Source organism: Mycobacterium neumannii (assembly GCF_048452905.1).
Classification (GTDB): domain Bacteria; phylum Actinomycetota; class Actinomycetes; order Mycobacteriales; family Mycobacteriaceae; genus Mycobacterium; species Mycobacterium neumannii_B.
Window position 1 is genome coordinate 767,038 of the sequence record NZ_JBCGVF010000003.1, and the last position, 17,078, is coordinate 784,115.

The window sequence follows — 17,078 nt, forward strand, 5'->3', positions numbered from 1 at the left end:
TTCAGTAGGCTCAGACCCCGTGCGCGCCGTGCTGATCGTGAACCCGAATGCGACGTCGACGACTCCGGCCGGCCGTGATCTGTTGGCCCATGCGCTGGAGAGTCGGGTGAAGCTGACCGTCGCGCACACCGATCACCGCGGGCATGCCATCGAGATCGCCCGCGACGCGGCGCGGGACGGCGTCGACGTCTTGATCGTGCACGGCGGCGACGGCACGGTGAACGAGGTGGTCAACGGCATTCTCGAGGTCGGGGGGCCCGGTGCCGCAGCGCCTGCAGTCGGCGTGGTGCCGGGCGGGTCGGCCAACGTCTTCGCGCGCGCCCTCGGCATCAGCCCGGACCCGATCGAGGCGACCAACCAGCTGATCGATCTGCTGTCGGAGTACCGCAGCCGCAAGTCGTGGCGGCGCATCGGGCTGATGGACTGCGGTGAACGCTGGGGCGTGTTCACCGCGGGGATGGGCGTGGACGGCGACGTGGTGGCGGCCGTCGAGGCGCAGCGCGCGAAGGGCCGCGTCGTCACCGCTTCGCGCTACATCCGCGTCGCCATCCGCGAGATGCTGGCCAGCACCCGCAAGGAACCGTCGCTGACCGTGCACCTGCCCGACCGCGAACCGGTCGGCGGCGTGCACTTCGCGTTCGTGTCCAACGCCAGCCCCTGGACGTACGCCAACGCCCGCCCGGTGTGGACCAACCCGATGACGACGTTCGAGACCGGCCTGGGTGTGTTCGCCACGACCAGCATGAATGTGTGGGCAAACCTGATGCTGGTGCGGCGGATGCTTTCCAAGAAAGCCCGTATCGAGGCCAAGCATCTCGTGCGTGACGACGACCTGTCGTGGCTGCAGGTGACCAGCGAGGCGCCGGTCGCTTGCCAGATCGACGGCGACTACGTCGGATTACGCGATTCGATGATGTTCACCGCCGTTCCCGACGCGCTCGGCGTGTTGGCACCTGCACCTGTAGAGGTCTCTGACCTGCGGTGATCGAGCTGCGGCGTAGAGTTTCGGGCGCAGTTGGATCGAGTCTAGTACAGGCGAGTCTGCGGCGGGCGAAGCCACCCGGCTAGTGACATTGCGCACTTGTTAACTCGCGAGTATTGACATCTGTCCAGCCTGTGAAAGCATCGAAGCAACGTTGCAGAAACATTCAATGTGCACGCGTTAAACAGCCGAAGAATATGCCGTGCGCCGTGCTGCGCACAGGTGACGTATCTGACGAGGAGTTTGATCTAATGGATTGGCGCCACAAGGCGGTCTGTCGCGATGAGGATCCGGAACTGTTCTTCCCGGTGGGAAACAGCGGCCCGGCGCTCGCTCAGATCGCTGACGCGAAGCTCGTCTGCAACCGCTGCCCCGTGACCACTGAGTGCCTGACCTGGGCGTTGGAGTCCGGACAGGACGCCGGTGTCTGGGGCGGTATGAGCGAGGACGAGCGTCGCGCGCTCAAGCGTCGCAATGCTCGCACCAAGGCTCGCAGCGGAGTCTGAGCACTACCCGAACCAAACAAGATACGGCCCCGACATTCGTCGGGGCCGTATCTTTCTGTAAATGCAATAACGGCCGATTTACGAGACGAAAGGCCGATTTGCGAATTGCGAAGTTTGCTACTGCGCGAGTCGACGCTGCCTGCCCAGCGGCACCCGCAGCACCACATCGGTTCCGCCGTCCTGTCCCTCGCGCATGCCCAGCGACCCGTCCAGTTCGGCCGATACGAGCGTCCGCACGATCTGCAATCCGAGCCGGTCGGCCTTCTCCAGGCTGAACCCGTCGGGTAGTCCCCGGCCGTCGTCGTGGACGACCACGTCCAGCCACCTGGCCGAGCGCTCGGCGCGGATGGTGACACTGCCCTCGCGCACGCCGGGGTCGAAGGCGTGCTCGATGGCGTTCTGCACGAGCTCGGTGATCACCATGATCAGCGCGGTGGCGCGGTCGGCGTCGAGCACACCGAGATCGCCGACACGGTGGATGCGGATCGGACTGTCAACGGCGGCAACATCGTTCATCATCGGCAGGATTCGGTCCACAACCTCGTCGAGGTTGACCTCCTCGTCCACCGACATCGACAGCGCATCGTGGACCAACGCGATCGAGGACACCCGTCGCACCGATTCCATCAGCGCCTCGCGGCCTTCGTCGTTGTTGGTGCGCCGGGCCTGAAGGCGCAGCAGCGCCGCGACGGTCTGCAGGTTGTTCTTCACCCGGTGGTGGATCTCGCGGATCGTGGCGTCCTTCGACAGCAGGGCGCGGTCGCGGCGCTTGACTTCTGTCACGTCGCGGATCAGCACCGCTGCGCCCACCGGTTGTCCGTGCACGACGAGCGGGAGCGTACGCATCAGCACGGCCGCACCACCGGCGTCGACCTCCATGCGCATGCTCGATCCGCCGGCCAGCGAGTCGCGCACATGGTTGGCCAGTTCCTGCGCCTCGAACGGGTCACCGATGAGCGGACGTGTGACGGTGACCAGGTTGTGTCCGCCGAGCTCGGCGGCCAGCCCCATCCGGTGATAGGCCGAAATCGCGTTGGGGCTCGCGAAGGTGACCACGCCCGTCTCGTCGAGCCGAATGAACCCGTCACCGACGCGTGGGCTCGAGCGCGACATCGCGATGTCCCCAACGTTGGGGAAGGTGCCCTCCGAGAGCATGTGCAGAAGGTCGCCTGCGCAGTCGAGGTAGGCCGACTCCAGCGGGCTGGCCTTCCTGGACTCCAACGCGGTCTGATGCGTCAGCACCGCGACCACCTCGTCCCTGTACCGGACCGGGACGGCTTCGACATTGAGCCCTGGTGAAACCTGTTGTCCCGCACCGTCGCCCACGACGATTTCACCCGCTGCGAACGCCGTGGTCACGAGTGGCATCGCGTCGGCGTCGGCCAGCGTGCTGACCGCGTCGGCCAGCAGTACCGTCGGCGCGGTGTTCGGCCGCACCTGCGCCACGCAGACCAGGGCGCCGTCGTCGCGGCGCACCCACATCAGGTAGTCGGCGAAGGACAGGTCGGCGAGCAGTTGCCATTCACCGACCACCGCATGCAGGTGGTCGACCGCATTGCCGGGCAGCATGGTGTGCTCGGCGAGCAGATCACCGAGGGTGGACATCGGGGCTTACTTCCGGCAGTGGTTCACACGGACGCGGTGATCAGCTGATCACCGCGATGAGGTCGCCGGCCTGGATGACGTCGCCAACCGAAACGCTGACCTTGCTGACGGTGCCCGCCACCTCGGCCAGCACCGGGATCTCCATCTTCATCGACTCCAGCAGCACCAGGGTGTCCCCCTCGCCGATCTGATCGCCCTCGCTCACCACGACCTCGAGCACACTGGCCACGATCTCAGCGCGAACGTCCTCGGCCATCATCACCCCATTACTTTCCGCTGCTGTATGCGTTTCGGCCTACATCGAACCACACGACCGGCTTGTCAGCGCTGTCGCCGGGCCATGAGACAATGGTCCGAACGCGCCCGCCGAGCACGGGCCGAACAATCCCAAGAGCATTCGGAGGTAGACCATGGCCAAGCGTGGCCGTAAGAAGCGCGACCGCAAGCACACGAAGGCCAACCACGGTAAGCGGCCCAACGCCGGTTCGAAGTCGGTGCGCTAGCTGTACTGGGCGTGATCCTCGGCGCTAACCGCGCCGGATGATGGTGGTGCGGCTGATCTCGATGCGCAGCCGCTCGCGCAGGCTCTCCGGCGCTGTCTCGCCGCCGCACTTCTTCGCGATGAGCTGCTTGACCCGCTCTTCCACGCCGTAGTGGCGCAGGCATGCAGGGCACTCCTCGAGATGATGTCGCAGCTTGTCGCGGGTTTCAGGGGTGCATTCACCGTCGAGCAGCGTCCACACCTCGGCAATGACCGCGGCGCATTCGGGATGTTCGGGATCGATAGGACCGACGGGGGGCTGCCATCGCTCTTCGTCAGAGAACGAGCTCACGACGAGACCTCCTCGGGCGTGTCCACCTGCTGTCCCCGAATGAACCCGCGGTCGCGGGCCACGTCGGCCAGCAGCTCGCGGAGCTGGCGCCTGCCCCGGTGCAACCGGGACATCACCGTGCCTATCGGCGTGTCCATGATCTCGGCGATCTCCTTATATGGGAAGCCCTCGACGTCGGCGTAATAGACCGCCATCCGAAAGTCCTCCGGCAGCGCCTGCAGCGCTTCCTTGATCTCGTTGTCCGGCAGCGACTCGAGCGCCTCCACCTCGGCCGAGCGCAGTCCGGTCGAGGAATGCTCGGCGTTGGCCGCGAGCTGCCAGTCGGTGATCTCCTCTGTGGGGTACTCCGCCGGCTGACGCTGCTTCTTGCGGTAGCTGTTGATGTAGGTGTTGGTGAGGATGCGGTACAGCCACGCCTTGAGGTTGGTGCCCTCGCGGAACGACCGGAAGCCGGCGTACGCCTTGACCATGGTTTCCTGCAGCAGGTCCTCGGCGTCGGCGGGGTTGCGCGTCATCCGCAGCGCGCCGCCGTACAGCTGGTCGAGCAGCGGAATCGCGTCACGCTCGAAGCGCGCGGTGAGCTCGGCGTCGGTCTCCTGCCGTTCAGGAGCCTCCTGCGCCGAATCTCGGGTTGACCCGTCAGAGTCGGTCATGGTGGGGAACACCGTCCCTTCTGTCGCGGTGCCAGCGAACAAACCCGGCAGATCGACCGGGAGCACTGGAAAGTCCATAGCCAGCGTTGGCACCTGACCCCCTCCGCTCATCCTAGAGGTTGAGACCGACATGTTTTCTGCCCGCGAACTCCCGCCGCGGTGCAGCCACCGTCAATAACAGCAGCACCGGCCCCGATTGTTCCCCGAAGCCCGACGTAAGAGCGTCGCACTAGGCTGGCGCGATGGCACGCGCAGCAACTCCGGCCATCGCCGCGCTGGTGGCCACCGGTGTTGCGCATGAGGTTCTGCGCTACCGCCACGATCCGCGCCAGCCGTCGTTCGGCGAGGAAGCTGTGGAGGTGCTTGCCGGGTCCGAGGGCGTGGAGCCCGAACAGATCTTCAAGACGCTGGTGCTGGCGCTGCCCACAGGTCTCGGCGTCGCGGTGGTGCCGATTCCTGCCAAGCTTTCGCTGAAGGCCGCCGCGGCCGCGCTCGGCGTGCCCAGGGCCACCATGGCCGAACGCGCGGCCGCCGAGCGGTCGACGGGTTATGTGATCGGCGGTATCTCCCCGCTGGGGCAGCGGACGCCGCTGCCGACGGTGATCGACGAGACGGCGCTGTTGTGGGACCGGGTGCTGTGCAGCGCAGGCAAGCGCGGCTTGGAGGTCGCCGTGGCCCCGCAGGACCTGATCCGGCTGACCGACGCGGTGACCGCAGACATCTGCGCCTGAGCGTCCGACGCCTGTTTTTCGCGAAACGGCATTCCAGCAGCGAAAGTTCGAGTGCGGACCTGCCGGAACGCAATTTCGCGGCGGATAGGGTGAGGTCATGTCGCTCAACGGGAAAACCATGTTCATCTCCGGCGCGAGCCGCGGCATCGGCTTGGCGATCGCCAAGCGCGCCGCGGCCGACGGCGCCAACATCGCGCTGATCGCGAAGACGGCCGAACCCCATCCGAAGCTGCCCGGCACGGTGTACACCGCGGCCAAAGAACTGGAGGACGCGGGCGGGCAGGCGCTGCCGATCGTCGGCGACGTCCGCGACGGTGACTCGGTGAGTGCGGCGGTCGCCAAGACCGTCGAGCAGTTCGGCGGCATCGACCTCTGCGTCAACAACGCCTCGGCGATCAACCTCGGTTCGATCGAGGACGTCCCCCTGAAGCGGTTCGACCTGATGAACGGCATCCAGATCCGCGGAACCTACGCGGTGTCACAGGCTTGCATCCCGCACATGAAGGGCCGCGAGAACCCGCACATCCTGACGCTGTCGCCGCCGATCCGGCTGGAGTCGCAGTGGCTCAAGCCGACAGCCTACATGATGGCGAAGTTCGGGATGACGTTGTGCGCGTTGGGAATTGCCGAGGAGATGCGCGACGCCGGTATCGCGTCGAACACGCTGTGGCCCCGCACGCTGGTGGCGACCGCCGCAGTGCAGAACCTGTTGGGCGGCGACGAGGCGATGGGACGCGCCCGTAAGCCCGACGTCTACGCCGACTCTGCCTACGTGATCCTCAACAAGCCCGCCCGCGAGTACACCGGGCAGTCCCTGCTGTGCGAGGACGTGCTTCTTGAGTCCGGCGTGACCGACCTGTCGGTGTACAACTGCGTTCCCGGCGAGGAATTGGGCGTCGACCTGTGGGTGGACACCCCCAATCCGCCGGGATACGCAGGTCCCTGATCAGCCGGCCCAGCCATAGGGGACGTCGCTGTCAAGCGTCAGGGAACGCAGAGTTCGATGCCGAACAGATTGGCAGGCCAGAACACCGCCGTCACCATGAACGCGCCGATGTCCGACCCGGCCGGGATCCGCGTGCGCAGCGCGGTGTCGATCAACTGCACCTGCTCGGCGTCGAAGAAGGCCCACACCAGGCCGATCAGCAGGTACGGGATCGACAGCCACATGCCTGCTTCGATCATCGCCTCGACGCTGACCCGGCGACTGAGCAGGCGGCGCAACGCCGTCATACCAGCGCCTTGTGCATACGGACCCGGCGGCGCACGTCGGCGAGCAGCACGTAGCTACCGCCCTGGCGAAGGAACACCGGCATGAACCTGTTGACGAAGGCGACCGTGAGGAAGAGCCATTCGAACAGGAACTGGCCAAACCCGTTCCACCGCAGGCCCATCTGTTCGCGGAACACCGGCGCGAGGAATCCGGTCGTCAGGAACTTCAGCAACGGCCGAAACGGCAGTCCGAGCAATGGGTTGATCATGCGCAGGTTCAGCATGTGCATCAGGTGTTCGCGGACCCGGTCGTCGATCTTCACCCGCTCGCACGCGCGTCGCCAATAGTCGTCGAACTCGACGCGCGTCGGCGGCCACTGATCTTCGGTGACCTGCAGCGTGGTGCCCAGCGGCCATGCGGAGCGGTAGAACTGCTCGGCCTGTTCCGTTGTCATCTCACCGCGCAGCAGCTGATAGGTGTCCTCCAGCCCGACGAAAAGACATGCGGCCACCCACATCTGCAGGTCGCGGTCGAACGCGTTGTATCGCACCGGGCTCTCGGCGGTCGACCTGACGTGCCGGTGTGCGCTGTCGACCGCCTCCCGGAACGCCGCGCGGTCATCGGAAGTCCCCAGCACCGCGACCGCGAGGTACTGGAACGTCGTACGCGCCCGCTTCCACGGGTGTTTGAGCAGGTTCCCCGAGTCGACCTTGCTCTCCGCGACGCCGTAGCCGACCTCAGGCCAGGACAGTTGCATGACGACGTTGGCGGCCCCCCCGGCGAACGCCCAGAAGTCCATCGCCTCCGCGGCGGTGACGTCGGCGTCGGGGTCCCATCGGGCGGTGCGCCGTCGAACGGAGATGCGGTAGCGGTTCGTCATCCGGCACACACCGCCGAGAAAACCAGCGCCGGCCAGAACGCGACGGAACCGACCAGCTGGACGAACCAGGCCAGTCCGCTGCCGTCGAGCCGGTCCAGGCGCAGGGCTGTCCAGCCGATGCCGACGACGACGTAGGGTGCGGCGAGGATGAGCCCGGTGCCGATCCACTCGGCGATGGTCATCTCGAAGCTCAAGAGCTTCCTCACCGCAGCGACCATGCCTGCCCCCTCATCCGACCTACCCGCACTATGTTAATGCCGATTCTGACGTGATCAGGCAGATGCGGGAAATCTCGAGCGCGGCACGGGGGTGCCGGTGCCGGTTCAGGAGAGCATCGAGCGCACGCGGTCGGCGAACGCCGCGGTGGTGAAGCACGTCGGTTCGGCGAACTCCTCCAGGGTGAGGGCGCCGGACCAGTCGGCGTCGGCGGCCGCCCGCAGCAGGGGCTTGCTCATCGCGACAGCGTGCGGCGGGAGAGCGGCGATGCGCGAACACCAGTCGTCGGCGGCCGCGAGCAGGCGGTCGTGTTCGACGACCTCCTGCACCAGGCCGAGCCGTTGGGCCTCGCGGGCGTCGATGCGTTCGCCGCGCAGATAGTAGGCCAGCGCGCCCTGGTAACCCAGCCGCCGGGTCAACGCCCAACTGGTGCCGACCTCGGGAATCAGTCCCAGCTTGGCGAACGCGGGCACCACGACGGCACGTTCGCTGGCGATCACGAGGTCACAGGTCAGCGCCCAGGCCAGCCCGACACCTGCCGCGGCACCGTTGAGCGCGGCGACGAAGATCGTGTCCGATCCGGCGATCAGCCGCGCGATACCCCCGAATTCGCGGCGGATCCAGCGCCAGATGTCGGCAGCGCCCTCCGGTGCGTCGAGTTGGTCGATCGCGGCGTCCATCATGCGGAGATCGCCTCCGGCACTGAAGCCCGGGCCGGCTCCGGTGAGCACGACCGAACGCACGTCGGCGTCGGCGTCCAGGTCGGTCAGCGCCCGCCGCAGTTGGCGCACCAACGGGGCGGACAGCACGTTGAGCCGTCGTGGCTCGTCGAGCGTTACAACGGCCCTGTCGCCGCGATGCTCCACGCGCACCCGAAGCGGCGCATCGGCCTCGTCGCCGCTGCTCACCATGGTCCGGTACAGCGAATCGGTCATGACGGGTTCTCCTCGGTGTCGTTGACGCGCAACGCCTTCCACGCAGCGTCTGCGAAGGTATCGATGGTGCCCGGCGGTATCCGCTTGACCGCCCCGGCGATCCAGTACCGGCTGTACTCCTGGGCGGGGCCCAGCCACAGCGCTGCCGTGACTCCCGCGCGCATCGGCTGCAGCGCGCCGTAGCCGTGGTGCGGACGCCACCAGTCTCCGACGGCCGCGAAGAAGGCCTCGTTGTGTGCGCGCAGTTCTGCGCTGTCGAGCCGGGGGCCGAGCAGCAGGCCGGCCTCGCCGCGATGCGCCGAGATCCACCGCAGGTGATAGGTGACACCGCCGCGGATGCCGCCCTCGGCGGTGTCGTGTCCGCGCAGCATGGTGACGAACCCGGCCTGGTATTCGCTGAGCAGCTGGGCGAAGACAGCGGTGGCGAGTGAAAGTTTGTCGGGGAAATGGTGATACAGCGCACCGACGCTCACTTCGGCTTCCCGGCGAACCTCATCGAGGGTGGCCGAGAGCGCGCCGTCGGACGCGAAGCGGCGCCGCGCGACGGCGAGCAACCGGCTCCGCGCATCGGGACGCGTCCGCGATGACACGAGGATTACTCTAACTGAACCGAGGAATCCTCTGTCAAGGGTCAGTGGGCCTGGTAGAGGATGCCCCGCCCGACCGCCTCCCGCACGACCGGCAGCGCGGCCCGCGCCAGCGCTTCGGCGTCGACACCGTGAACGGTTGCGAGCAGGTCGATCAACGTCCCCAGCGGCACCTCGCCCCGGCAGCCGGCCAACAACGCGCGCCCGATCTCGTCGACGCCGATGACCGCGCCTGGCCCACCCGGGCGGCGCACGGCCGCGCCGACGACCTGCCAGCCGTCGGGCCCCGGCAGCAACCATCGTCGAGGAACACCGGCGCCGTCGACAGCCTCGCCGCGAGCAACTGCTCGTCGGAGGTGTCGTGCAGGTACTCCCGGCGCGCGAAGAACGCGTCGACCTCGTCTCCGGTGACGGCCTCGTCTACGCCGGTGACCTCTTCGAGGACGTGCTCGGGCGGGCGATGCTCACCGGATCGTGGTGCGCGCAACGCGATCACGCCCATACCGATGCCGGTGATGCCCTCGTCGGCGAACCAGTCGAGCCACTGCCCTCCGCGGCGCGCCGCTTGCTCTGGATCCTCTCCAGCGTCGGCCATCCACAGCGACACATAGCTGACCGGATCGGCGAGCTCGCGCTGCACCACCCACGCGTGCAAACCGGTGCCCGCCAACCAACTTCGCACCCGGTCGCGCCAGTCGTCTCGGCGGACGATCCAGTTGACCATGACCAGCGCCGTGCCTCCCGGCTCCAGATGAGCACCTATTTGCTCGATCAGATTGCGGCACAGGGCGTCTCCGGCAAGGCCCGAGTCGCGGTAGAGGTAGTCGCGGTCGCCGGCGCCCACCACGAACGGCGGGTTGGAGACGATGAGATCAAAGCGCTCATCGATGACCGGCTCAAACAGGGTGCCGCGCCGCAAATCCCAGGACATGCCGTTGAGTCGCGCGGTGGCCCCCGCGAGCGCGAGTGCCCGCTCGTTGGTGTCGGTGGCCACGATCTGCGCGCAGTGCCCGTTCAGATGCAGCGCCTGCACTCCGCAGCCTGTGCCGAGGTCGAGCGCGCGGGCGACAGGCCTGCGCACGACGGCGCGGGCCAGCGAGACCGACGCACCGCCGATGCCGAGGACGTGGTCGCGGTGCACCGGTCCCGAGCGCATCGAGGCGTCCAGGTCGGAGACGACGTAGAAGTCGTTGGCGCCGTCGCTGTGGGGCCGGACGTCCAGGGCGGCGCGCACGGTCCCCTCCGTCGCCCACTCCAGCACGCCGTTCGTCACGAGTTCCTCGATATCGGGGCCGAGCGCGAGGACGACGCGGTCGGCGGGTTCGGCGGAGCCCAGCAGGAACAGACGCACCAGCACCGCCAGGCGTCGCTGCTGTGCTGTCCCGGCGTCGAGGACGCGGTCGGTGGCCCTCATGGCCGGCCACCACACTCCCCTGGCGACCGCCGCATCGGCGGCCTCGCCGAGCAGAGCGGCCACCGCGTCGGTCGTGTACCCCGCGCTGCGCAGGTCGGCGGCCAGCGCGTCGAGGACGGCGACGGAGCGCAACGGCCCGGACGAATCCGGCTGCGTCAAAGCAGGGTACCCGGTTCGGCCGAGGGTTCGACGGGCTCGATCAGCTCGGGACCATTGTTGCGGACGCTGTTCACCAGCCGGGACACCTCGCGGATCTCGATGCGGTCGAGGTCGCCGTGGCCGCGTAACAGCCCCTCGTCGACCGGCGCGTCGGGGTCCAGCCAGCGGTCCCAGTCGCGTTCGCTGATGGTCAGCGGCATGCGGTCGTGGATGTCGGCCAGCGGCCCTGCGGCGTCGGTTGTGATGATCGTGCAGCTGAGCAGCGGAGGCCTTGAGGGCGGTGCGCCCGATTCTTCGCGGGGCCGCCACGTCGACCACAGCCCCGCCATGAACAGCGGCTCACCGTCGCCCGCGTACATGAAGAAGGGCGTCTTGGCCCCCTTGTCGCCCTGCCATTCGTACCAGCCGTCCATCGGCACCAGGCAGCGCTTGTTCTTGGCCGAGTTGCGGAAGGCCGGCGAGGTGGTCAGCTTGTCCGAGCGGGCGTTGATCAGCAGCGGCCCCTTGGTCTCGGGGTTGCCGTCCTCTTTGGCCTTCACCCACGGCGGCACCAGGCCCCAGCGCATCGACCGCAGCCGCCGGGTGGCGTCGTCGTCGGGTTCGCTGTGGCGCTTGACGACGGTGCTGACGGTCGTGGTCGGCGCGACGTTGTAGTTTGGCCCCGAAGCATCCTTACCGCCGGAGCTGGCCGCCGTGGTCTCGTCGATCGCCTTGATCTTTTCAGCCAATAGCGCCGGGTCCGTGGTCACCGCGAAACGTCCGCACATGAATCCCATGGTGGCACGGCGAGCCGACAGGGGAAGATGGAGCGGTGAGCGCGCCCGGAGACCAAGAACGCCAGGCCTGGCCTGCACCGTCGACGACGGCTCCGGTGCACGCCACCGTCACCGTTCCCGGCTCGAAATCCCAGACGAACCGGGCGTTGGTGTTGGCGGCGCTGGCCACGGCGAACGGCGATTCGACGATCAGCGGTGCGCTGCGCAGCCGCGACACCGACCTGATGATCGGGGCGCTGCGGGCGCTCGGTGTGACGGTCGAGGGCCGCGCCGACGAACTGTCCGTCACCGGCGCGATCGCACCGAGCGATGGCGCGCGCATCGACTGCGGACTGGCGGGCACGGTGCTGCGGTTCGTGCCGCCGGTGGCCGCCCTGGGCACGGCGACGGTCACGTTCGACGGCGACGAACAGGCCCGCGCCCGTCCCATCGCACCCCTCCTCGACGCGTTGCGGGGCCTCGGGGTCGACATCGACGGCGACGGCCTTCCGTTCGCGGTGCGGGGCGCCGGATCGGTCCCCGGCGGGACGGTGGAGATCGATGCCTCGGCCTCGTCACAGTTCGTCTCAGGGCTGCTGCTGTCGGGAGCGGGCTTCCGCGACGGGCTGACCGTCGTGCACACCGGCGACTCGGTCCCCTCCGCACCGCACGTGGCGATGACGGTCGCGATGCTGCGCGACGCCGGAGTCGACGTCGACGTCGGCCGTGACAACCAGTGGCGGGTGTCGCCGGGGCCGGTCGCCGCCCGGCATTGGGACATCGAGCCCGACCTGTCCAACGCGGTGCCGTTCCTGGCGGCCGCGGTGGTCAGCGGGGGCAGCGTGCGGTTGACGGGCTGGCCGCGGGTCAGTACGCAACCGGCCGATGCCATCATCTCGATCCTGAAGAAGTTGGGTTCGGTTGTGCGACACGGCGATAGCTACCTTGAAGTGTGTGGCGCCGAAGTGTACGGCGGTATCGACGTCGATCTGCACGAAGTCGGCGAGCTCACTCCCGCCGTCGCTGCGCTGGCGGCATTGGCCTCCCCCGGCTCGGTGTCGAAGCTGTCGGGTGTCGCCCACCTGCGTGGACACGAGACCGACCGGCTCGCAGCACTGTCGGCGGAGATCAACGGTCTCGGCGGTCAGTGCGAGGAGACCGAGGACGGGCTGGTGATCACGGCCCGACCGCTGCACGGCGGGCTGTGGCGGTCATATGCCGACCACCGGATGGCCACCGCGGGCGCGATCGTGGGGCTTCGGGTGGCCGACGTCGCGGTGGAGGACATCGACACCACCGCCAAGACGTTGCCCGGTTTCCCGCAGTTGTGGGCCGACATGCTCGCCGGGCAGACGACCGAGGTCGACCCCGCTTGAGCCGACGCGAGTACGACGAGTCCGATGTCCGGGTGCGGCCCGGCCGAGGCTCGCGGCCGCGGACCAAGATTCGGCCCGATCACGCTGACGCGCGGGAAGCGATGGTGGTGACCGTCGACCGTGGGCGGTGGGGATGCGCGCTCGGCGGCGACCCGGACCGCCGCGTGGTCGCGATGCGGGCCCGCGAACTGGGCCGCACCCCGATCGTGGTCGGCGACGAGGTAGGCATCGTCGGCGACGTGTCCGGCCGGCCCGACACGCTCGCCCGCATCGTCCGGCGCGGTGAACGGCGAACGGTGTTGCGCCGCACGGCCGATGACACTGACCCGACGGAGCGGGTCGTCGTCGCCAATGCCGACCAACTGCTGATAGTCGTCGCGCTGGCCGATCCGCCGCCGCGCACCGGGCTGGTCGAGCGCGCGCTGATCGCGGCCTACGCCGGCGGGCTCGAGCCGATTCTGTGCCTGACGAAGACGGATCTCGCTCCGCCCGAACCGTTTGCGGCGCAATTCGCCGATCTCAATCTGACGATCACAACGGCGGGTCGCGACGATCCGCTCGACGCTGTGGCCCCGATGCTGGCGGCCCGGGTCACCGTCCTGCTCGGGCATTCGGGGGTTGGAAAGTCGACCCTTGTGAATCGTCTTGTGCCCCAAGCGGAGCGGGCCACCGGCGAGGTCACCGACGTCGGGAAGGGCAGACATACGTCGACCCAGTCGGTGGCGTTGCCGCTGGAGTTCGGCGGGTGGGTGATCGATACTCCCGGCATCCGGTCGTTCGGACTGGCACACATCGAACCCGACGATGTACTACTGGCGTTTTCGGATCTGGCCGAGGCGATCAAGGACTGCCCCCGCGGATGCGGGCACATGGGTCCGCCCGCCGATCCGGAGTGCGCGCTCGACACGTTGACCGGCCCCGCGCTCGATCGTGTCGCCGCCGCCCGTCGGCTGCTGGCCGCCCTGCACGAGTCGGACTGGTAGCGCGCGCCTCTCACCCTCTACCCACCGTTGCGCGAGCGTGCGCGTCTGCATCCGACACGCCGCGGATTTACGACACTTCACGCACGCCCGTCGTCGACGAGAGTGCGTGAAGTGCTGTCGGCGCGTAAAGGCTCGGCGCCGGACGCACGGTCACCGCGGCGCCAACGTGCGCAAAGTGCCGAGAATGTACGGCGTGTCGTGCGCAAGCACGCACGCTCGCGCAAACCGGAAGGAAGGGGGCTTAAGCCGCGGCCAGCTTGGCTGCGCGCTTCTCGCGGCGACGGGCCCGCACGGCCGCGATCGACGACTTGAGACCACGCCGTTGGGTCGGCTCCAGTTCGGCGAACATCCGCTCGCTGCGGGTCTCGGGCGCATTGTCGGCCGTGTCGCGCAGATACTTGTCCGGCAGCGACAGTTTGGCGATGGTCCGCCATGTCTTGCCGTACTGCACCAGGAACGAACCGGTCGTGTAGGGCAGGTCGTACTTGTCGCACACCTGCTGCACCCGTACCGAGATTTCGTGCAGCCGGTTACTCGGAAGGTCCGGGTACAGATGATGCTCGATCTGATGGCACAGGTTGCCGCTCATGAACCGCAGCACCGGTCCGCCCTCGAAGTTGGCGCTGCCCAGCATCTGTCGCAGATACCACTGGCCCTTGCTCTCACCGACCATGTCGGTCTTGGTGAATTTCTCTGCGCCGTCGGGGAAGTGGCCGCAGAAGATGACCGCATTCGACCAGACGTTGCGGATCACGTTCGCGACCGCGTTCGCCGTCAGCGTCGACCGGTATGTCGCACCGGGCGACAGCGAGGTCAATGCGGGGTAGGCGACGTAGTCCTTGACCAACTGCGCACCCGCCTTGGCGGCGAACTCGCGTGCCCGGACCTTACTTTCGTCGCGGTTGTCCCTGCCCTTGAAGATCTTGCCCAACTCCACGTGCTGCAGGCCCACGCCCCACTCGAAGCCGAGCGCGAGAATCGTGTTGTACAGCAGGTTTCCGAGGTTGAACGGCTTCCACTTCGTGTCCCGGGTGACCCGCAACAGGCCGTAGCCCACGTCGTCGTCCATCCCCAGGATGTTGGTGTACTTGTGATGCATGAAGTTGTGGGTGAAGCGCCAGTGCTTGGACGAGCCACTCATGTCCCACTCCCACGTCGAGGAGTGAATCTCGGGATCGTTCATCCAATCCCACTGCCCGTGCATGACGTTGTGGCCGATCTCCATGTTCTCGATGATCTTGGCCACGCCCAGCGTGACGGTTCCTGCCCACCATGCCGAGCGGCGCGAGCTTGCCGCCAGCATCAGGCGGCCCGCGACCTCCAGCGCACGCTGGCCGGCGATGGTGCGACGGATATAGCGCGCGTCGCGCTCACCGCGGGAGTCTTCGATGTCCTGCCGGATCGCATCCAGTTCTACAGCCAGACTCTCGATGTCCGCGTCAGTCAGGTGCGCGAATTCGGGAACGTCAGTGATTGCCATCGTCAAGCCTCCTCTCGCGTGCCTACGTTACCGTAACCTACGTACCCGTAGGTTACCAGCCAGTAAACCTCAGACATCGAGCACGCAATCGCCGGATGCCGCGGAGATACAGGTCTGCACCCTGCTGCCCGGCTCGTGCTCGACACCGGTGCGCAGGTCACGGACGTGGCCTTCGACCAGACCCACCACACATGACTGGCAGATACCCATCCGGCAGCCGAACGGCATCTGGACCCCGACCTGCTCTCCGGCGTCCATCAGCGGCGTCGCGGCGTCCACGGTGGCCGTCTTGCCACTGCGCGCGAACTCGACGGTGCCGCCCTGCCCGTGCACGGCGGCCTTCGACACCGCGAAACGCTCGAGGTGCAGGCGTTCGCCGAGGCCGGCGCTCGACCAGCACCGCTGGGCGGCGTCGAGCATGCCCTCGGGGCCACACGCCCAGGTCTGCCGCTCCCGCCAGTCGGGCACCTCGTCGTCCAGGCGCGACAGGTCCAGCCGGCCCTGGCTGCGCGTCGCGCGTGTCCGCAGTCGGTAGGAGTCGTGCGCACGGGCCAGCTCACCGAGTTCGGCGGCGAACATGACATCGGATTCGGTTGGCGCAGAATGCAAGTGAACGATATCGGTGATCTGATCGCGGCGCGCCAACGTCCGCAGCATCGACATCACCGGCGTGATACCGGAGCCGCCGGTGAGGAACAGGACCTTCGGCGGGGCGGGGTCGGGCATGACGAAGTTGCCCTGCGGCGCGGCCAGCCGCACGATCGTGCCGGGCGCGAGCCCGTCGACCAGATGCGTCGACAGGAACCCTTCGGGCATGGCCTTGACCGTGATGGTGATGGTTCGAGTGGTGCGCGACGGCGCCGAGGTAAGCGAATAGGACCGCCAGCGCCAACGGCCGTCGATCTGCACGCCGATTCCGATGTACTGGCCGGGCTCATAGTCGAACGAGAAGCCCCAGCCCGGTTTGATGACCAGCGTCGCCGAGTCCTCGGTCTCGCGCCGGACGCCAAGCACTCGGCCGCGCAGCTCGCGCGCCGACCACAGCGGGTTGGCAAGTTTGAGGTAGTCGTCGGGCAGCAGCGGCGTGGTGATCCGTCCCAAAATGGTCCGCAGCGCGTGCAGGCCCGGGTTCTTGGTCCCGGCGACCACCGGCCGCACCGTGTCGGCGACGTTGGCCGACACCTTGATGGAGTTCTTGGCCATGAACCTACGGTACCGTAACCTACGCTGCCGTATCCAGCCGAGATCAAGGCCGATGCGGGCTCAGAGCAGTTCGAGCAGGAACGGCAACTCCTGCGGCGCGTACCAGGCCAGGTCATGGTCCTGGGCATCACCGACGACGAACTCGGCATCCTCGTCGCCGAGGTCTGCGTCGTCGACGGCCTCGATCGCGGGCATCACCGCGGACTCGGCCTCGGCATTGTCGACATAGGCGGCGATGACGTCCTCAAAGGCGACCGGACCGGCCAGCCGCACCACCGCATCGTCGAGATCGGGGCGCGGCGTCACGCCGTCGGTCTCGGCCTCCACCACCGCGCGACGCGGCGGCAGGTCGCCCACCCCTTCAGTCCCGAGCAGGCGCAGCGATGCCAGCGCGGCTTCCCGGCGCGCGACCTCGGCGAGTTCTTCGTCGTCGCCCTCGGCGTAGGACTCGCGCAGGGCGGGCGTCACCGCGAACGCCGTACCGCTGCGGGCGTGCAGCACCCGGTCGGCCACGAGCTGCTGCAGCATGGTCAGGGTCGCGGGGATGTAGACGCGCACCAGGCGAGA

The 17,078-nt window shown here is 67.8% G+C and carries 20 protein-coding genes and 1 pseudogene; 7 read left to right on the plus strand and 14 right to left on the minus strand.

Annotated elements, in window-relative coordinates; all coding sequences use genetic code 11:
* The first annotated feature begins 19 nt into the window (after positions 1-19).
* Together AAHH99_RS09960 and whiB1 are read left to right on the plus strand one after the other, a co-directional pair.
* On the plus strand, positions 20-985 hold the full coding sequence (locus tag AAHH99_RS09960; RefSeq protein ID WP_418768499.1) for a diacylglycerol/lipid kinase family protein: 966 nt from the start codon (positions 20-22) through the stop codon (positions 983-985).
* A gap of 248 nt (positions 986-1,233) precedes the next feature.
* Positions 1,234-1,488, plus strand: a complete 255-nt coding sequence (gene whiB1 / locus AAHH99_RS09965) for a transcriptional regulator WhiB1 (protein ID WP_014208822.1) — start codon at positions 1,234-1,236, stop codon at positions 1,486-1,488.
* A gap of 117 nt (positions 1,489-1,605) precedes the next feature.
* Here the strand turns inward: whiB1 and AAHH99_RS09970 are convergent, their stop codons facing one another.
* Both AAHH99_RS09970 and AAHH99_RS09975 read right to left on the minus strand, forming a co-directional pair.
* Positions 1,606-3,093, minus strand: coding sequence for a sensor histidine kinase (locus AAHH99_RS09970; protein ID WP_418768500.1), 1,488 nt, complete (start codon positions 3,091-3,093; stop codon positions 1,606-1,608).
* A 40-nt stretch (positions 3,094-3,133) separates the two neighbouring features.
* Entirely contained in the window at positions 3,134-3,349 is a 216-nt protein-coding gene (locus AAHH99_RS09975; RefSeq protein ID WP_043414713.1) for a biotin/lipoyl-binding carrier protein, read from the minus strand.
* A gap of 154 nt (positions 3,350-3,503) precedes the next feature.
* On the opposite strand from AAHH99_RS09975, the gene AAHH99_RS09980 reads away from it, so the two are divergent.
* Complete coding sequence (locus AAHH99_RS09980) at positions 3,504-3,596, plus strand: 50S ribosomal protein bL37 (protein ID WP_090355725.1); 93 nt, start codon at positions 3,504-3,506, stop codon at positions 3,594-3,596.
* Between the two features lie 24 nt (positions 3,597-3,620).
* Here AAHH99_RS09980 and rsrA read toward each other — a convergent pair whose 3' ends face one another.
* Positions 3,621-3,878 (minus strand): mycothiol system anti-sigma-R factor, encoded by a 258-nt coding sequence (gene rsrA, locus AAHH99_RS09985; RefSeq protein ID WP_418769580.1) that lies wholly within the window; start codon positions 3,876-3,878, stop codon positions 3,621-3,623.
* 44 nt (positions 3,879-3,922) lie between these two features.
* Complete coding sequence (locus AAHH99_RS09990) at positions 3,923-4,579, minus strand: sigma-70 family RNA polymerase sigma factor (protein WP_418768501.1); 657 nt, start codon at positions 4,577-4,579, stop codon at positions 3,923-3,925.
* 242 nt (positions 4,580-4,821) lie between these two features.
* Between AAHH99_RS09990 and AAHH99_RS09995 the strand changes: the two genes are divergently transcribed.
* Positions 4,822-5,310, plus strand: coding sequence for an aminoacyl-tRNA deacylase (locus AAHH99_RS09995; RefSeq protein ID WP_418768502.1), 489 nt, complete (start codon positions 4,822-4,824; stop codon positions 5,308-5,310).
* A gap of 97 nt (positions 5,311-5,407) precedes the next feature.
* Positions 5,408-6,256, plus strand: coding sequence for an SDR family oxidoreductase (locus AAHH99_RS10000; protein ID WP_418768503.1), 849 nt, complete (start codon positions 5,408-5,410; stop codon positions 6,254-6,256).
* A 38-nt stretch (positions 6,257-6,294) separates the two neighbouring features.
* On the opposite strand, the gene AAHH99_RS10005 is transcribed toward AAHH99_RS10000, so the two are convergent.
* The 7 genes and pseudogenes from AAHH99_RS10005 to AAHH99_RS10035 all read right to left on the minus strand — a co-directional run bounded on the left by AAHH99_RS10005 (position 6,295) and on the right by AAHH99_RS10035 (position 11,481).
* Entirely contained in the window at positions 6,295-6,543 is a 249-nt protein-coding gene (locus AAHH99_RS10005) for a hypothetical protein (protein WP_064394723.1), read from the minus strand.
* Positions 6,540-7,403 (minus strand): oxygenase MpaB family protein, encoded by an 864-nt coding sequence (locus AAHH99_RS10010; protein WP_418768504.1) that lies wholly within the window; start codon positions 7,401-7,403, stop codon positions 6,540-6,542. Before AAHH99_RS10010 ends, AAHH99_RS10005 begins: the two co-directional genes overlap by 4 nt.
* Complete coding sequence (locus AAHH99_RS10015; RefSeq protein WP_418768505.1) at positions 7,400-7,609, minus strand: hypothetical protein; 210 nt, start codon at positions 7,607-7,609, stop codon at positions 7,400-7,402. Before AAHH99_RS10015 ends, AAHH99_RS10010 begins: the two co-directional genes overlap by 4 nt.
* 117 nt (positions 7,610-7,726) lie before the next feature.
* Complete coding sequence (locus AAHH99_RS10020) at positions 7,727-8,554, minus strand: enoyl-CoA hydratase/isomerase family protein (protein ID WP_418768506.1); 828 nt, start codon at positions 8,552-8,554, stop codon at positions 7,727-7,729.
* A complete protein-coding gene (locus tag AAHH99_RS10025; protein ID WP_418768507.1) occupies positions 8,551-9,144 on the minus strand; it encodes a TetR/AcrR family transcriptional regulator in 594 nt (197 codons plus the stop codon). Before AAHH99_RS10025 ends, AAHH99_RS10020 begins: the two co-directional genes overlap by 4 nt.
* 41 nt (positions 9,145-9,185) lie before the next feature.
* Positions 9,186-10,714, minus strand: a pseudogene (locus tag AAHH99_RS10030) (DUF7059 domain-containing protein).
* The gene (locus tag AAHH99_RS10035; protein WP_418768508.1) at positions 10,711-11,481 is read right to left on the minus strand and encodes an SOS response-associated peptidase; all 771 of its coding nucleotides are present in this window, start codon (positions 11,479-11,481) and stop codon (positions 10,711-10,713) included. Before AAHH99_RS10035 ends, AAHH99_RS10030 begins: the two are co-directional and overlap by 4 nt.
* Before the next feature lie 44 nt (positions 11,482-11,525).
* Here AAHH99_RS10035 and aroA point away from each other — a divergent pair, with 44 nt between their 5' ends.
* Positions 11,526-12,845: a 3-phosphoshikimate 1-carboxyvinyltransferase gene (gene aroA, locus AAHH99_RS10040; protein ID WP_418768509.1), complete on the plus strand. Its 1,320-nt coding sequence runs from the start codon at positions 11,526-11,528 to the stop codon at positions 12,843-12,845.
* Positions 12,842-13,828, plus strand: coding sequence for a ribosome small subunit-dependent GTPase A (rsgA, locus tag AAHH99_RS10045; RefSeq protein WP_418768510.1), 987 nt, complete (start codon positions 12,842-12,844; stop codon positions 13,826-13,828). The genes aroA and rsgA overlap by 4 nt, the downstream gene beginning before the upstream one ends.
* Before the next feature lie 241 nt (positions 13,829-14,069).
* On the opposite strand, the gene AAHH99_RS10050 is transcribed toward rsgA, so the two are convergent.
* The 3 genes from AAHH99_RS10050 to AAHH99_RS10060 form a co-directional block, all read right to left on the minus strand.
* Complete coding sequence (locus tag AAHH99_RS10050; RefSeq protein ID WP_066848939.1) at positions 14,070-15,308, minus strand: fatty acid desaturase family protein; 1,239 nt, start codon at positions 15,306-15,308, stop codon at positions 14,070-14,072.
* A gap of 69 nt (positions 15,309-15,377) precedes the next feature.
* Complete coding sequence (locus AAHH99_RS10055; RefSeq protein ID WP_418768511.1) at positions 15,378-16,511, minus strand: ferredoxin reductase; 1,134 nt, start codon at positions 16,509-16,511, stop codon at positions 15,378-15,380.
* A 60-nt stretch (positions 16,512-16,571) separates the two neighbouring features.
* Positions 16,572-17,072, minus strand: coding sequence for a DUF6912 family protein (locus AAHH99_RS10060; RefSeq protein WP_418769581.1), 501 nt, complete (start codon positions 17,070-17,072; stop codon positions 16,572-16,574).
* Positions 17,073-17,078: the final 6 nt, after the last annotated feature.

Coding starts and splice junctions, on each gene's coding strand:
- whiB1 (WP_014208822.1), top strand. CDS start 1,234: ATGGATTGGCGCCACAAGGCGGTCTGTCGCGATGAGGATCCGGAACTG.
- AAHH99_RS09970 (WP_418768500.1), bottom strand. CDS start 3,093: ATGTCCACCCTCGGTGATCTGCTCGCCGAGCACACCATGCTGCCCGGC.
- AAHH99_RS09975 (WP_043414713.1), bottom strand. CDS start 3,349: ATGGCCGAGGACGTTCGCGCTGAGATCGTGGCCAGTGTGCTCGAGGTC.
- AAHH99_RS09980 (WP_090355725.1), top strand. CDS start 3,504: ATGGCCAAGCGTGGCCGTAAGAAGCGCGACCGCAAGCACACGAAGGCC.
- AAHH99_RS09990 (WP_418768501.1), bottom strand. CDS start 4,579: ATGACCGACTCTGACGGGTCAACCCGAGATTCGGCGCAGGAGGCTCCT.
- AAHH99_RS09995 (WP_418768502.1), top strand. CDS start 4,822: ATGGCACGCGCAGCAACTCCGGCCATCGCCGCGCTGGTGGCCACCGGT.
- AAHH99_RS10000 (WP_418768503.1), top strand. CDS start 5,408: ATGTCGCTCAACGGGAAAACCATGTTCATCTCCGGCGCGAGCCGCGGC.
- AAHH99_RS10005 (WP_064394723.1), bottom strand. CDS start 6,543: ATGACGGCGTTGCGCCGCCTGCTCAGTCGCCGGGTCAGCGTCGAGGCG.
- AAHH99_RS10010 (WP_418768504.1), bottom strand. CDS start 7,403: ATGACGAACCGCTACCGCATCTCCGTTCGACGGCGCACCGCCCGATGG.
- AAHH99_RS10020 (WP_418768506.1), bottom strand. CDS start 8,554: ATGACCGATTCGCTGTACCGGACCATGGTGAGCAGCGGCGACGAGGCC.
- AAHH99_RS10035 (WP_418768508.1), bottom strand. CDS start 11,481: ATGTGCGGACGTTTCGCGGTGACCACGGACCCGGCGCTATTGGCTGAA.
- AAHH99_RS10050 (WP_066848939.1), bottom strand. CDS start 15,308: ATGGCAATCACTGACGTTCCCGAATTCGCGCACCTGACTGACGCGGAC.
- AAHH99_RS10055 (WP_418768511.1), bottom strand. CDS start 16,511: ATGGCCAAGAACTCCATCAAGGTGTCGGCCAACGTCGCCGACACGGTG.